This is a genomic window from Halobacteriovorax sp. RZ-2 (assembly GCF_043196685.1).
Taxonomy (GTDB): Bacteria; Bdellovibrionota; Bacteriovoracia; order Bacteriovoracales; family Bacteriovoracaceae; genus Halobacteriovorax_A.
On record NZ_JBEBMR010000002.1, the window covers coordinates 759,456 to 772,226 of the forward strand.

A 12,771-nucleotide genomic window follows, 5' to 3' on the forward strand; every position below is an offset into this window, starting at 1 on the left:
CATATATTACTGAGCTCGACGATCAAAAATTAATCTGACGCGATTACCATCGCAAACCTCATTTTCTTCATTTAGGATATCAACTGCAATATAACGAATACCTCTTTTTGAAGCTTCATATGCAGAAGATTGAAGCTTGCTCTTTAATAGCTCTTCATTTTCTAAACATGCTTCTGGTGATCCATTTGTTTGTGATTTTGTATAGTCAAGATCAAGTGTTCTCGTCTCTCTTGCACGATTAAAGAAGAGGCCAAAGTGACACGTTTGACCAGATTCTGTGTTCCAAGAGGATTCAATTGAAAATACATTTAAGTCACTATCTGCTGTTAAGAGATCGAATTTAATTCCTTTCTCAGAGAATACCTTTGGTGTTGTTGTGTATTCAACTTTGTAGCGTCTGATGAATTCGCCACAGTCGTATCCTGTTCCCTTAACGAAATATGTTGTTCCAGTTGGTAGTGGCCAAATTTGGGCACTTACTGGATTAGTTAGAAGTGTTACTAATAGAATTAAATTCTTCATTATAGGCTCCTAAGAAATTTAATGAGATCGTCTCGATCTTTCTTTGTTAATTTAATAAATTCATCCTTGGACTTTTGTGCCTCTCCGCCGTGCCATAGGATTGCTTCTTGCAGGTTTCGTGCACGTCCATCATGTAGAAAGCGAGTGTGGCCATTTACGCTCTTTACAAGCCCTAGTCCCCAAAGGGGAGGTGTTCGCCATTCTCTTGTTGTGGCCTTTCCTTCAAATTCATAAGAGCGTGTATCATCGGCCAGCTCATCTCCCATGTCATGTAGGAGCATGTCCGTATATGGATAAATCTTTTGATTATTTAAGACCTGATATTTTGAGTTTGAACCTGTCGTAAAATCTGGCCTATGACAAGCTTGGCAGCTTATTTGATGAAATAGTTTCTTTCCATTCTTAACACTCGGATCATGAATGTCTCTTCTAGCAGGAACAGAGATTAACTGCGTGTATAGCGTTACCTTATCTAAAAGCTCTCTTGAGATATCTTCCTGCGTTTGTTTCTCTAAACAATCAATTTGAACGAGAGTGCATTCTTCTGTAGGAAAGAGGGGACTTGTGATTCCTAGATCACCATTGAATGCGGCAGCATTTTGTTCTAAGAGGTTTGGACGAGAAGCTTTCCAACCAAAGCGTCCAAGAGTTTGTCTTTGTTCAATAACTGAGTAGATATAATTTGCACGGCCTGAAATACCGTCTTTATTTAAATCTTCAGGATCTTCTCCTGCAAGAATATCTTCTTCATTAATATTTTCAAGAAGTCCGAGTCCAATCATTTGTGGACCAACTCGTGGTGAGACAATCGTATTGTCTCCTAAGTTTCCTAACGCTAGTTTTCTAAAGATATAGTTTGGTTTCTTTAGCTCGTAAACTTCACCATCGGCAAAGCTTCCCTTAATTGTTTCAAACTTTACGAAGACTTCTCCTTCTCCCTGGACACCCTCAATACTATGAGGTTGAAATTGATCGCCATAAGTTGGGTGTGGTGAAGTCTCTCCATTTTCAGCCACCTTCTTAAGGCGAAAGAGTAGGGAGATATCAGTTTTGCCGTCACTATCAGGAAGGCCACGTCCGCGTCCATCTAGTAGGTGGCAAGCGGTACAAGAAGTCGCATTAAAAATTGGCCCTAATCCATCTCTTAGGGGAGTGGAAGAAGGGGATGTTACCCATGCTCCTTTAAAGAAGCTATTTCCAACTTGGAACTGTCGTCTAAGCATGCCACGTGTTCCACTCATCGGGTGTGAGAAGGCATTTACGGAAAAGTCCAGTGTAGTCCCGGCACCGGCCGGGAACTTTTCACTGGAATATGTATTAAAACTTAATACTGAAATTAATGTGAGAACAAGAGCTCTTACCATTGTACAGGTGTCTCTAATTCTTTAGAAACTTCAACAAGCTCGATTGCAAGTTGTTCCATCTCTTCGATTGAAGCTAGAATTTCTGGCCTTGCATTCTCATCAAGAATTGCTTGATCAAATGGTACAGGAAGGCCTGCAAGCATTTTGTTAATCTTTGCAACTCTGTTGTCGATTGTTGTCGTAAGAACTGTGTTATCTGTCAGACCTAGGATTCCTGTTGCTTTTAAAATATTTGCAACACCCCAGAAGTTCCACTGAATATCCATGTGAGTCATATCAGAAAAGCATGAGTGCTCATCTTCTTGTCCTTGAGTTTCCCAAGCAACAAACATTCTTTCACCCGAAAGCTCATCTCCTGACATATAGATCATTCCTGAAAGAATATTATTAAGCGCTTCTTTTTGGTCTTTTGCTTCAAAAGCTGCTCTGTAATTTTCCTTATTAGGTGCCCAAGCATCAACAAGCTCAGTTAAGTGATCGATAAGAAGATCAGTTGCTGTTGAAAGGTAAACTGCACGTCTCTCAGCGTTTTGCCCTAGACCGATAACGTAATCAGTGTGAGGTCTGTCTCCTGCACCATCAACTGAAAGATCTTGTCCCCAAAGTAGGAATTCAATCGCGTGGTAACCAGTAGAGATATTCTTTTCACCATTAAGTTCATTAAGTGAAGAAAGAACTTCTTTGTTGATAACTGGGTAATCAGCAACGTTATTTACGATACCTGCGTTTGGTGCACCTTCAACATAGTCGATATAGGCTTCATCAAGTGGCCATGCGTTTAGAAGTCCCTCTGGACCTTCGTCACTATCAATTGGCCCATTGTAGAATCTGAAAACTTCTGATTGTCCATAAGGAGCTCTTGCTTGTCTCCAAGATTCTCTTGCCATCTCAAGTGTCATAACACCTGGGTTGGAGATGAAGAATTCAACGTCTTCTTGAAGAGTGATCGCCTTATCAAGAGACTCTGTATAAGTCTTGTAAACAAGGTTCGTGTAACCTTCGATCACTGACTGCGCTGTTGTTGCAGCAGAAGTATTTAAGCCTAAACCTAATGAAATCAGTAAGATAGATCTTTTTAACATATTCTTATCCTTTGTTAAAATTATGATTGTTTGTCGAAACTATGGTTTGATACATCAAACATTAGTTAATATCAACAATTAAGTTCATTTTTTTATAGGAATAGACTTTATTTACTTAGGGTGATTTAATTTTCTGTATGTCTTTATTTCGAATCGTAACCCTAGTTCTATTTTCACTAAGTTTATTTGCATTGCCTATTGGCCATGAGTCAGGCTTTTTGGGAAATACGACATCTCGTCCAGGTGATATTGGTGCTGCCTTGGTGTTTCCATCTGCCACGGCCTATCTAAAGCGTGATGAAATCAAGATCTACTTTGGCCTTATGTACTCGAGGCAAGATATTGATGTTGAGGGAACAGCTGGTAGCGATTTTGAGAGTCAGTTCATTCCTTATTTCACAGGTTTTGCAGGGGACTTCTTTGGCATAACATTCACGAATTTTGTTACCTATAGTGGAACAAATAATGGAACGATCAATTTTAGTACGAATGAATTTAAAGGAAGTGCAGATATTCAGGCCGAAGAGACGGTGCTTGGAATTAGCGCAGCAAAGAAGCTAAATGATAAATTCGCCGTCGGTTTTTCTGGTAGTCTTGATATTCAATCTTCAAAAACATTTGCTACTTTCTATGGGAATATTGCTGGTAGCGAATATCTTGAAACAGTAAATGATCGAACAAAGTATATTATTATTAATACTCTTTTAAGTGCATCTTATATCGAAAGGAAGCACTTTTTGAGTGCTTCGGTTCTCTTTCCTGGGATCAAGTATTCTTCATCAAGTACTCAGGAGAGCTTTTCTCGTGTTGATGCAGATCCGGCCGTATTTAATAGAGTTGTAAGTAAACCGAGTTATAAGAGTAATACGGGATTAAATATTGGCTACAGTTATTTATCTACAGATAGTTGGTCGCCTTCATTTGAAATATTCTATGATATTTCTAAAGATATTATTTCTTTTGATCCGAACCAAGAGCAAAATCGAAATAACTTTTCAGATGATATATGGCTTAAATTTGGATTGAGTACTCCTGAATATACGATGTCTAAATTCTATAAGGGAACGACATACTCATTTCTATTTGGCCTCCAGTACCGTGAAGTCGAAAATAGAGTGGCGCAAGACTTACCTGAAAATATCACTCGTACCTACGAGGCATCCATGGGGTTTAAGCTAACTAACCGAAAGGCCAGCCCTATTTTTGGTCTTTATTACCAGAATCAAGATGGTCCTTCAGACACTAGTGTGATCGGGCTCATGTACTCTTCAAATTATAATATTTTTGACTAATTTATGTAGACTTGGATCTACATTGTGGTGTAATAAGTCTCGTTCTATTTTGGCTATGTCAGGAGATTTATTATGAGTACAATGGCCCAATTCTTTAGTCGCAATTATCGACACTTTAATGCCGCTTCACTTGTTGATGCATCGAAGGCCTATGTCGACCATTTAAATAGTGGGAAGAAGATGATGATCACTCTTGCTGGTGCCATGAGTACGGCAGAGCTTGGGGTTTCACTTGCTGAAATGATTCGTCAGGATAAGGTTCAGATTCTTTCTTGTACAGGTGCAAACCTTGAAGAAGATATTATGAATCTCATCGCATATAACCACTATAAGCGAATTCCAAATTATAGAGACCTCAGTCCAGAGCAAGAAGAAGAGCTTCTTGAGCAAGGCTTTAACCGTGTGACTGATACTTGTATTCCAGAGGAGACTGCCTTTAGAAAACTTCAAAAGTATCTCTTTGAAGAGTGGTCAAATGCTGCCAAAGCAGGGGAGAGACTCTTTCCTCACGAATTTCTTTATCGTATTCTTCGTCGTGAAGACTTTGCAAAAGAATTTGAAACAGATGTGGCAAACTCTTGGGTTATGGCCGCTTGTGAAAAGAACCTTCCTATTATCGTTCCAGGTTGGGAAGATTCAACAACAGCAAATATCTTTGCTTCATACTGCTTAACTGGAGAGCTTGAGCCTTCACTTGTCAAAAACGGAATTGAGTACATGATGTTTCTTGCAAAGTGGTACCCAGAAAATTGTGGTGATGGTGGTATCGGCTTTTTTCAAATTGGTGGTGGTATTGCCGGAGATTTTCCAATTTGTGTTGTTCCAATGCTTAACCAAGATATGGAAGACGATGTTCCTCTATGGTCATACTTCTGCCAAATCTCTGACTCGACAACAAGTTACGGTTCTTATTCAGGAGCTGTTCCAAATGAAAAGATCACTTGGGGGAAACTATCTTCAAGAACTCCAAGGTTCATTATTGAGTCCGATGCAACGATTGTTGCGCCACTTGTTTTCCATTACGTGTTGGAAAACTAAGTTCATTGCTCTAAGATAGAGGGGCATGAGAATACAATTTTTATACAAATTTGGGGCATTCTTTTTAGGATGCCTTTTTTGTTTCATCTTACATTCACAATTCAGCTGGTCTCCAGTCATTGCCTCCGCAACTGTTGGCCTAATCGCTGGTCTCATTCCAATGAGAATGACTCTGCAAGCAGCAGTCTATAGTGGAAGCTTTGCAGGCATGTGCTCTAGTGAGTTGGTCTCAAATTACTGGGAGATTTTAGGAATCTCTCTTATTGGTGCAATTCTATATTTCTATACATTAAGAATCTTTCAAGGCTTTGGCGGAAAGCTTGGAACGATTGCCTTTGTTAGTGTTGCCTTATTCTTCTTTATCAAGGGGAGTATCATATGATTACTGCAATTGGAGTTTCACTCATCGGTGCACTTTCAACTTTTCACCTATCACGCTTTAAGAAGATAGGGGCCATTAGAGCTTCCGGTCTTTTAACTTTAGTTGCTTATGCGATCTTATATTTTACAGTGCCCAATTATGAAATGATGGCCGTGATATTCTTTGGCTCAACTTTTGTGGGAATGAGTTGTCCTACAAAGATGCATAATTATACCATTGTCATCGGTGCAGTTTTCTTTGCTCTTTTCTTTCAATACCTCGTCCCATATCTAAAAGGCTATGGTGGAGCACTTGGAACGAGTGCATTCTTGAGTGTTTTGATCATCCAATTGACTTTATATTTTGGACGTAAACTTGCCAGATCAAATTAAGATTGCCATCATTTTTATATGAAAAATCTTTTACTTCTAATTACGCTACTTATTTCAAATATTACTTTTGCAATTGAGACTGTCCAAGTCACTGGCAGTATCGAAATCGATGCACCAATTGAAGAAGTTTTTGAATTTGTGGCCGACCCAATGAATGATCATCATTGGCGTAGTGAAGTTAATGATATGGCAACGAACTCTCGTACTTTTGAAATCGGGAGCACTTTTAGAGAAGATGCATGGATTGGTATTCGTAAGCACTTTATTACGACAACTGAACTGATTGAATTAAATGCTCCTTATCAGGCTTTATTTGAAACAGTAAGATCAAATCCATATTTCTTAAGAAGTAATCGCATGTTTAAAGAAGGTGAGAATGGAACTCTCTTTACGTATGTGGTGGACTTTGATCGTCGTATGATTAAAGAGACCTTTGGCTTTAATGCAAAGCCAGAGGTCGTGGTAAAATTATACGGTGTTCTTATGAAAAAGTATTTGAAGAAATTAAAGAAGAAATTAGAGTAGTGTTTCTCTAACAATCATAAAAATTCCCATCACAATTAAGAAGTAACCAAAAATCTTTTTAAGTTTTTCTTGTGGTAGCTTATGAGTCAGGGCCGAACCAAATTGTGAACCAACAATGGCCAGAGCTGTAAAGATAGCAATAAATTGATAATCAAGTTCTAGGTTAGGTGAGTTGATAATATTTCCCACAAAACCAATCAGAGAGTTAATCGCTATAATTAGCAGGGAAGTTCCAATCGCCTTCTTCATTGGGACATGAAAGAAGTTTACCAGTGCTGGTACAATGAGGAATCCGCCACCAACTCCAATAAGACCAGTGACAATCCCGACAACACTCGCAGCCCCAAAAATCGTTAGATTTGATGACGATTTAACCTTGATATTCTTACCATTTTTTAGCATCGAAACCGAGGCCAAGAGCATGATTCCTGCAAAGATATAGAGTTGAACCTGTCCACTAATGAAAGAGGCCAGGTAAGTTCCAAGATAAGTTGAAAGCATTGTCATGGCACCAAATTGAAATGCTAATTTCACCATAACATTTCCATTCTTGTGATGTCTTAGTGTCCCCATAAAGCCTGTTAGGCCGACAATTGCTAAACTCATGGTAATGGCAATCTTTGGATCGATTTTGACAATATAAACTAAGATTGGAACGACTAGGATTGAACCGCCTCCGCCTAAGAGCCCAAGAGTTGTTCCCGCGATAAGTGCTAATAGATATGCCATATATATTTCCTCCTGAAATCAGTATAGGGGATTAATTTTTCTTAAACATTGATGGGGGTCAATGTCTTTTCTCATAAATTTATTTACTCTATGATAGGAGGAAATTATGGATAATTTAAATATAAAAACATTCTTTGATGAGCAAACTTACACACTAACTTATGTTGTCTATGATGACGTGACAAAGGATGCTGTGATTATCGACCCAGTTCTTGATTATGATCAAGCATCATCAACAATCACGACAGAGTCAGTTGAAAAAGTTGCTATCTTTGTAAAAGAAGCGGGACTTAAGCCTCACTATATTTTAGAAACTCACGCACACGCTGACCACCTAACAGGGGCCTTAAAACTTAAGGACTTCTTTCCTGGTGTAAAAGTTGCGATCAACGAGAATATTAAAATTGTTCAAGAAGTTTTTGGTGCAAAGTTTAATATTTTAAAAGAGATTAAGCTTGAAGACTTCGATGCTTTTTTAAATGAAGATGAACCACTCGTGGCCGGAACAATTGAAGTAAAAACGATCTTCACTCCTGGGCATACTCCAGCGTGTTCTTCATTTATCATTGGTAATAATGTCTTTACAGGGGACGCTCTCTTTATGCCTGATTATGGTACGGGAAGATGTGATTTTCCTGGTGGAGATGCAAATGCACTTTATGACTCAATTACAAAGAAGCTTTATACGTTACCAGATGAGACAAATGTTTACACTGGTCATGACTATCAGCCAGGCGGTAGAGAGCTAAAGTACAAGAGTACTATTGGTGAGAATAAGAAGAGTAATGTACATCTTAGAGCAGATACGAGTCGTGAAGAGTATGTACAATTTCGCACAAGTCGCGATAAGACACTTGCTGCACCAAAGCTTCTGCTACCAAGTATTCAGGTAAATATTCGTGGAGGGCATATGCCAGCGCCACAAGATAATGGCGTGAGATACCTTCAAATGCCATTAACATTTAAAGATTAAAAAACTAATAAGAGAGTGCTACAGGTGCTCTCTTTTTTTTTCTTCAGCTAAGATCTCATCCTTGGCCTGACTTTGTAGATCTTCAACTTCGTCAAACTCATCCATAATTTCAATTCCAAAGAATGTCTCAACAATATCTTCAAGTGTAATCACTCCTAGAATTGTTCCGTAGTCATCACTCACCATGGCGATATGTTCCTTTTCTCGAATAAAGCGCTTAAAGAGATTTCGAAGTGGGGTTTGGCGATTGACAATAGCAATAGGCCTTATGATATCTAATTCATAAAGCTTTTTGTCTTTATTGTTTTCAATAATTGATTTTGCAATATCTTCTTTATGGATATAGCCGTTAATTTCATTAACACTCTCTCCATAACATGGGATGCGTGTTACTGGAGCTTTCAGGTCATAGACAGAGGCAATGGTGTCTTCGACATGTACCATAAAGACCTTGCGTGCAGGTGTCATGACTTCTTCAATGACTTTTCGAGATGCCAAGAGAGACTCTTTTAAGAATTCCCCCTCATCTTTTGCTAGGGCCTTTGTTTGAACACCTAATTCAATCATTGATTCAACTTCTTCTCGGCTCATCTTATGTTCGGCCTCTGTCTTTAATAACCTCATCAATGTCATTGATATAAAGAGTATTGGCTTTAAAATAAAGATCAATGGAGGAAGAATCTTTAATAGGGAAGGAGTTAAGCTCTTCCAATAATGATGCCCAAGAGACTTCGGAATGATTTCTGATAAGTAGAGGATTGCCAAAGTTAAAATGATGGAAACAGCTGATAGGTAGTACTCTAAATTAGCACCACTGATTCCCATGTCCTTAAACATTTGGATGGACTCAGACCCAACACCAGCAGCACCAAGGGTGTGAGCAAATGTATTTAGGGTAAGGATTGCAGAAATGGACTCGTCTTTATTTGAAGCATACTTTTTCAGTGCCGTTGCATAGCTACGATTTTGGCGCTGGGAGGCCAAAATAAAGCTCGGAGTTATGGAGAGCAGGACAGCTTCCATTATGGAGCAAAGAAAAGAGACGCCAATCGAGATGACTATATAAACAATTAGCATTACTATACTTTAATTTGGCCTTAATTTTGTGTCAAATTAAGTAACGGCCAAAAATGATGCATAATATATATTGGATTTAAGTACTTTATCGTTATAGTCGGTTTTAGGCACATGTTCATAATGATAGCTAAGGGGCCAAGTTTAAGTTAAAATAGACGGGATTAATAGAAAATTGAGGTTTATATGAAAGTAACTGAATTTATGACTAAAGATGTAACAACTTGTCGCGATACTCAAACTGTTGCAGATGCTGCAAAATCGATGCTTGATCTAGGTGTGAGTGTTATGCCAATTTTAGATAGCAGTGATAAGCTTGTTGGAATTGTAACTCAATCTGACTTTATCGGTAGAGAAGTTGAGATTCCACATGCACTAGCTTCTATCAAGAGACTATTTGGAATGGATTATAATCTTGGTGATGTTGAAGATATTTACAAGAAAGCAAAGAGTAAGCCACTATCTGAGATTATGACAAAGAATGTAACGACTGTTACTTCAGATTACTCTCTAACTGCTGTTGTTGAGCTTATGATGAAAAAACAACTTAAGAGAATTCCTGTATGTGACGGGGATAAGCTAGTTGGAATCATTACAAGAAAAGATATTTTAAAAGCTTTTGAAAGCGTAAAATAAAAAAAGGCCTCTAATGAGGCCTTTCTTTTTTTTTCTTTTTATTGCATTTCTGCAGTCATTTCACAATTTACTGATTCTACATTGTACCAGTTAGCTTCTTGAGTTGTGTGGTCATAACCATCAAATAGCCAAGATTCTACTGTAATTTCATAGTGATCAAACATATTTTGATCGTATCTTTGCTTTCCTGTGAAAGTTGATACGAATTTGTAGTCTACGATCCCTTGGTCAACAACAACTTTTACTTTCTCTGTTGAAACAAGAGTAAGGTCTTTCATTACGTTACACTCGTTGATGATAGCGTCAACGATTTTGTCATTGTGACGTGCTTCAAAAGTTGAGTTGATGATTGAAGCTGATGCCGAAAGAGTCATAAGTGCTACTAGAATAAATTTCATTTTTTTCTCCGTTGTTAGTAAGTGTATTATTAATTAAAGATTACAATTTCCTTTCACATCAGATAGCAATTGAATCGATAGCTTCTCTTCGTAACGGCGCCAGTTATTATAATCAGCATCTTCAATTTCAATCTTGATGTCATTTAGATTATTTCCAATATTATCTAAGTGGGTAAGTTCAATTTTGTAGTAGTAGTCAGTGATCCCTTGATCAACTCGATCCTCAGAAATTGCGATATTTCTGATATCAAATCTCTCTTGAGAAAGTCCTAGAGAACACTTCGTTAACTCTTTTGAAAGATAATTTCTAATCTCTTTTTGAATTTTAAATTGTCCCGTTAAGATTACTCTTCCGCGCTCAACACCGTTTCCAGCATAAGTCGTAAGGCAAATTAGTAGCAGAGCAATTAGCTTTTTCATTTATTATTATCTCCAAATTTTATTAATGAATGAGTTCTATAATTCCGATAATTCATTGAAAAGTATTCTATTAGGCGATAGTCGCCTGTCAGGAGATTTATGGATCACTTTGGTCAAGATTTGGTTAAGATTAGAAAGGCAAACGGTTATAAGAGTGCGAAATCATTCTATGAAGTACTGGCAAAGAAAGGTTTGGACTGCAATTATCAATATTTCGTTAAGATTGAAAAAGGGGATGCTTTTCCTTCTTCTGCCATCGTTAATCAAATTGCTAAGTGTCTTAAGACGAAGGATGCCAATATTCTTATTTTAAGCTTTTGTCGCAATCAATTCTCTTCTTTTGATTACTTATTTAAAGAGGATAATCAGAGTGATGAGAAGGTCATAGAAGTCGCTGCAAAGGCCAATCAAGGACAACGCTACCTCTCTGTCATGCAGATTAATACACTTGCTCAAACGAAGTCTCATTACTTTCTCTTTCTTATTTTGACTCTTTCAAGAAGTGCTTTAAAGATTAGCGAACTTAAAACTTATGCCATTAAAAAGAGTGTTGTTAACGATCTTATCAAGGCCGAGATAGCCTTTGAACAAGATGGATTGATCTATGCAAGATCAACTGAGTTTAGGTTTCCAAAAGAGGAGAGTGAGGCGATTAAGAAGGCCTACGGTAAGTTTGACGATTGGGATATGGAGTTTGGCCGAAACTTTAAGTTTCAAAATCTCGTCAATAAGATGATGATTCGAAGAATCTCCCCAAGATATCTTTCTCTTATCAAAAATCAGATTGATTCAATTTCAGATATTGTGCGCTTATCAGACGAGTCGGATAATCGTTACAATAACGAAGTTCTTCATCTTCATATCTCTCTTAACCGAGGACAATTACCTGGTTAGGAAAGTTTTAAAGAAGTCATCCTTCGCCTTTAGAAATAATGGGTAGCGATTGTCATCTTTTATCTTAGTTTTGATATTAGTGATAAGACAATCGTTACTCTTGCACGTTTTATGAGCGCTTGAAATAAGCTTCTCTAAGTAGCTTTTAACTGGCGTATTAGAACAGCTTGATCCATTTAGATACTCTTGCCCTAAGAAGATATAGTCACGAATAAAGGCGTACTTCTTTGGTGATACCTTCTTTAAATGAGTCGGGTTTAAACGGTAGGCCGCGATACTTTCTGCTGCATCTTCGCTTGGATTTGTTTGCCCGTACTTTGAAACCATTTCATCGCGGTTATAGCGCCACCCCATTGGGTGATCGATCCATCCAGACATATCCCACCAAAAAGATGAGTAGTTTAAGTTATAGAAGTAGGCGAGGTTATGTCCAAGTTCATGAAAGAGGCTGTAGGCCTTACCATCTTCATCAAGCTCGCGATCCCAAGGAGCGTAAAGCTCAATTGAAGCATTCGCAAAGATCATTCCACGATGGCCGTAACCGATATCTTTCTTAATATGGCGAACCAGTCTTTTACTAACCCATAACTTTGGAAGGTGAGTTGGAAGAAGATTTACACCTTTGATAATGGCATCCATTTGTTCTAAATCAAGTAAGGCCGCATCCTTGTTTGCATAAGGAGAAGTATTAAGGCCGTACTTAAAAAGTAAGAAGATTGATTTCTCGATGAGTTCATCACTTTCAAATAATTCTTTAAGCTTACAAGATTTTGTGTGACATTTATTGGCCGCCGCTATTTTAGTTTTAAAATCTGCTTTGTCTTTTAAACCATTATAGACGTAAGTCTTAACAAGTAGTGAATAGGCTTCATCAATTTTTGTATTGAGATAAGGCCTTGCATATTGAGTGATTTGCCAATTACTTGGAACCTTTGTGCTACATTTCGCGCTATTTACTGTCTCAAAACTAGCGGCATATTCACTAAGTGCATATACTTGAATTGATAATGAGATAAATAATAAATACTTAATGAAGGAATTTTGCATGAGTCTTTATGACAAAAATCCCTG

At 37.9% G+C, this 12,771-nt stretch carries 16 protein-coding genes; 8 read left to right on the top strand and 8 right to left on the bottom strand.

What is annotated here, in order from left to right; all coding sequences use genetic code 11:
• Positions 1-6: 6 nt before the first annotated feature.
• From ABMA78_RS09760 to ABMA78_RS09770, 3 genes are read right to left on the bottom strand one after another with little or no spacing between them, the layout of a single operon-like run.
• Positions 7-522, bottom strand: coding sequence for a hypothetical protein (locus tag ABMA78_RS09760; RefSeq protein ID WP_392859551.1), 516 nt, complete (start codon positions 520-522; stop codon positions 7-9).
• A complete protein-coding gene (locus ABMA78_RS09765) occupies positions 522-1,886 on the bottom strand; it encodes a di-heme oxidoredictase family protein (protein WP_392859553.1) in 1,365 nt (454 codons plus the stop codon). The genes ABMA78_RS09760 and ABMA78_RS09765 overlap by 1 nt, the downstream gene beginning before the upstream one ends.
• The gene (locus ABMA78_RS09770) at positions 1,880-2,968 is read right to left on the bottom strand and encodes an imelysin family protein (RefSeq protein WP_392859555.1); all 1,089 of its coding nucleotides are present in this window, start codon (positions 2,966-2,968) and stop codon (positions 1,880-1,882) included. The genes ABMA78_RS09765 and ABMA78_RS09770 overlap by 7 nt, the downstream gene beginning before the upstream one ends.
• A 137-nt stretch (positions 2,969-3,105) precedes the next feature.
• Here ABMA78_RS09770 and ABMA78_RS09775 point away from each other — a divergent pair, with 137 nt between their 5' ends.
• The 5 genes from ABMA78_RS09775 to ABMA78_RS09795 all read left to right on the top strand — a co-directional run bounded on the left by ABMA78_RS09775 (position 3,106) and on the right by ABMA78_RS09795 (position 6,576).
• Entirely contained in the window at positions 3,106-4,260 is a 1,155-nt protein-coding gene (locus ABMA78_RS09775; RefSeq protein WP_392859557.1) for a hypothetical protein, read from the top strand.
• 72 nt (positions 4,261-4,332) lie between these two features.
• Positions 4,333-5,298, top strand: coding sequence for a deoxyhypusine synthase family protein (locus ABMA78_RS09780; RefSeq protein WP_392859560.1), 966 nt, complete (start codon positions 4,333-4,335; stop codon positions 5,296-5,298).
• Between the two features lie 25 nt (positions 5,299-5,323).
• A complete protein-coding gene (locus tag ABMA78_RS09785; protein ID WP_392859563.1) occupies positions 5,324-5,680 on the top strand; it encodes a hypothetical protein in 357 nt (118 codons plus the stop codon).
• Complete coding sequence (locus tag ABMA78_RS09790; protein ID WP_392859566.1) at positions 5,677-6,051, top strand: hypothetical protein; 375 nt, start codon at positions 5,677-5,679, stop codon at positions 6,049-6,051. The genes ABMA78_RS09785 and ABMA78_RS09790 overlap by 4 nt, the downstream gene beginning before the upstream one ends.
• An 18-nt stretch (positions 6,052-6,069) precedes the next feature.
• Positions 6,070-6,576, top strand: a complete 507-nt coding sequence (locus ABMA78_RS09795) for an SRPBCC family protein (RefSeq protein ID WP_392859569.1) — start codon at positions 6,070-6,072, stop codon at positions 6,574-6,576.
• Here ABMA78_RS09795 and ABMA78_RS09800 read toward each other — a convergent pair.
• A complete protein-coding gene (locus ABMA78_RS09800) occupies positions 6,568-7,305 on the bottom strand; it encodes a sulfite exporter TauE/SafE family protein (RefSeq protein WP_392859572.1) in 738 nt (245 codons plus the stop codon). The genes ABMA78_RS09795 and ABMA78_RS09800 overlap by 9 nt on opposite strands.
• 106 nt (positions 7,306-7,411) lie before the next feature.
• Between ABMA78_RS09800 and ABMA78_RS09805 the strand changes: the two genes are divergently transcribed.
• On the top strand, positions 7,412-8,278 hold the full coding sequence (locus ABMA78_RS09805) for an MBL fold metallo-hydrolase (protein WP_392859574.1): 867 nt from the start codon (positions 7,412-7,414) through the stop codon (positions 8,276-8,278).
• Positions 8,279-8,296: 18 nt separating this feature from the next.
• On the opposite strand, the gene ABMA78_RS09810 is transcribed toward ABMA78_RS09805, so the two are convergent.
• Complete coding sequence (locus tag ABMA78_RS09810) at positions 8,297-9,355, bottom strand: CNNM domain-containing protein (RefSeq protein ID WP_392859577.1); 1,059 nt, start codon at positions 9,353-9,355, stop codon at positions 8,297-8,299.
• A 183-nt stretch (positions 9,356-9,538) separates the two neighbouring features.
• Between ABMA78_RS09810 and ABMA78_RS09815 the strand changes: the two genes are divergently transcribed.
• The gene (locus ABMA78_RS09815; protein ID WP_392859579.1) at positions 9,539-9,988 is read left to right on the top strand and encodes a CBS domain-containing protein; all 450 of its coding nucleotides are present in this window, start codon (positions 9,539-9,541) and stop codon (positions 9,986-9,988) included.
• A gap of 38 nt (positions 9,989-10,026) precedes the next feature.
• Here ABMA78_RS09815 and ABMA78_RS09820 read toward each other — a convergent pair whose 3' ends face one another.
• Together ABMA78_RS09820 and ABMA78_RS09825 are read right to left on the bottom strand one after the other, a co-directional pair.
• Entirely contained in the window at positions 10,027-10,386 is a 360-nt protein-coding gene (locus tag ABMA78_RS09820; protein ID WP_392859582.1) for a hypothetical protein, read from the bottom strand.
• 33 nt (positions 10,387-10,419) lie between these two features.
• Positions 10,420-10,806 (bottom strand): hypothetical protein, encoded by a 387-nt coding sequence (locus ABMA78_RS09825; RefSeq protein ID WP_392859585.1) that lies wholly within the window; start codon positions 10,804-10,806, stop codon positions 10,420-10,422.
• 99 nt (positions 10,807-10,905) lie between these two features.
• Between ABMA78_RS09825 and ABMA78_RS09830 the strand changes: the two genes are divergently transcribed.
• Positions 10,906-11,700, top strand: a complete 795-nt coding sequence (locus tag ABMA78_RS09830) for a hypothetical protein (RefSeq protein ID WP_392859587.1) — start codon at positions 10,906-10,908, stop codon at positions 11,698-11,700.
• On the opposite strand, the gene ABMA78_RS09835 is transcribed toward ABMA78_RS09830, so the two are convergent.
• Entirely contained in the window at positions 11,689-12,747 is a 1,059-nt protein-coding gene (locus tag ABMA78_RS09835) for a hypothetical protein (RefSeq protein ID WP_392859590.1), read from the bottom strand. The genes ABMA78_RS09830 and ABMA78_RS09835 overlap by 12 nt on opposite strands.
• Between the last annotated feature and the right edge of the window lie 24 nt (positions 12,748-12,771).

Excerpts from the sequence above, each read along its gene's own strand:
- ABMA78_RS09760 (WP_392859551.1), bottom strand. The coding sequence starts at position 522 with ATGAAGAATTTAATTCTATTAGTAACACTTCTAACTAATCCAGTAAGT.
- ABMA78_RS09765 (WP_392859553.1), bottom strand. The coding sequence starts at position 1,886 with ATGGTAAGAGCTCTTGTTCTCACATTAATTTCAGTATTAAGTTTTAAT.
- ABMA78_RS09770 (WP_392859555.1), bottom strand. The coding sequence starts at position 2,968 with ATGTTAAAAAGATCTATCTTACTGATTTCATTAGGTTTAGGCTTAAAT.
- ABMA78_RS09775 (WP_392859557.1), top strand. The coding sequence starts at position 3,106 with ATGTCTTTATTTCGAATCGTAACCCTAGTTCTATTTTCACTAAGTTTA.
- ABMA78_RS09780 (WP_392859560.1), top strand. The coding sequence starts at position 4,333 with ATGAGTACAATGGCCCAATTCTTTAGTCGCAATTATCGACACTTTAAT.
- ABMA78_RS09785 (WP_392859563.1), top strand. The coding sequence starts at position 5,324 with ATGAGAATACAATTTTTATACAAATTTGGGGCATTCTTTTTAGGATGC.
- ABMA78_RS09790 (WP_392859566.1), top strand. The coding sequence starts at position 5,677 with ATGATTACTGCAATTGGAGTTTCACTCATCGGTGCACTTTCAACTTTT.
- ABMA78_RS09795 (WP_392859569.1), top strand. The coding sequence starts at position 6,070 with ATGAAAAATCTTTTACTTCTAATTACGCTACTTATTTCAAATATTACT.
- ABMA78_RS09800 (WP_392859572.1), bottom strand. The coding sequence starts at position 7,305 with ATGGCATATCTATTAGCACTTATCGCGGGAACAACTCTTGGGCTCTTA.
- ABMA78_RS09805 (WP_392859574.1), top strand. The coding sequence starts at position 7,412 with ATGGATAATTTAAATATAAAAACATTCTTTGATGAGCAAACTTACACA.
- ABMA78_RS09810 (WP_392859577.1), bottom strand. The coding sequence starts at position 9,355 with ATGCTAATTGTTTATATAGTCATCTCGATTGGCGTCTCTTTTCTTTGC.
- ABMA78_RS09815 (WP_392859579.1), top strand. The coding sequence starts at position 9,539 with ATGAAAGTAACTGAATTTATGACTAAAGATGTAACAACTTGTCGCGAT.
- ABMA78_RS09820 (WP_392859582.1), bottom strand. The coding sequence starts at position 10,386 with ATGAAATTTATTCTAGTAGCACTTATGACTCTTTCGGCATCAGCTTCA.
- ABMA78_RS09825 (WP_392859585.1), bottom strand. The coding sequence starts at position 10,806 with ATGAAAAAGCTAATTGCTCTGCTACTAATTTGCCTTACGACTTATGCT.
- ABMA78_RS09830 (WP_392859587.1), top strand. The coding sequence starts at position 10,906 with ATGGATCACTTTGGTCAAGATTTGGTTAAGATTAGAAAGGCAAACGGT.
- ABMA78_RS09835 (WP_392859590.1), bottom strand. The coding sequence starts at position 12,747 with ATGCAAAATTCCTTCATTAAGTATTTATTATTTATCTCATTATCAATT.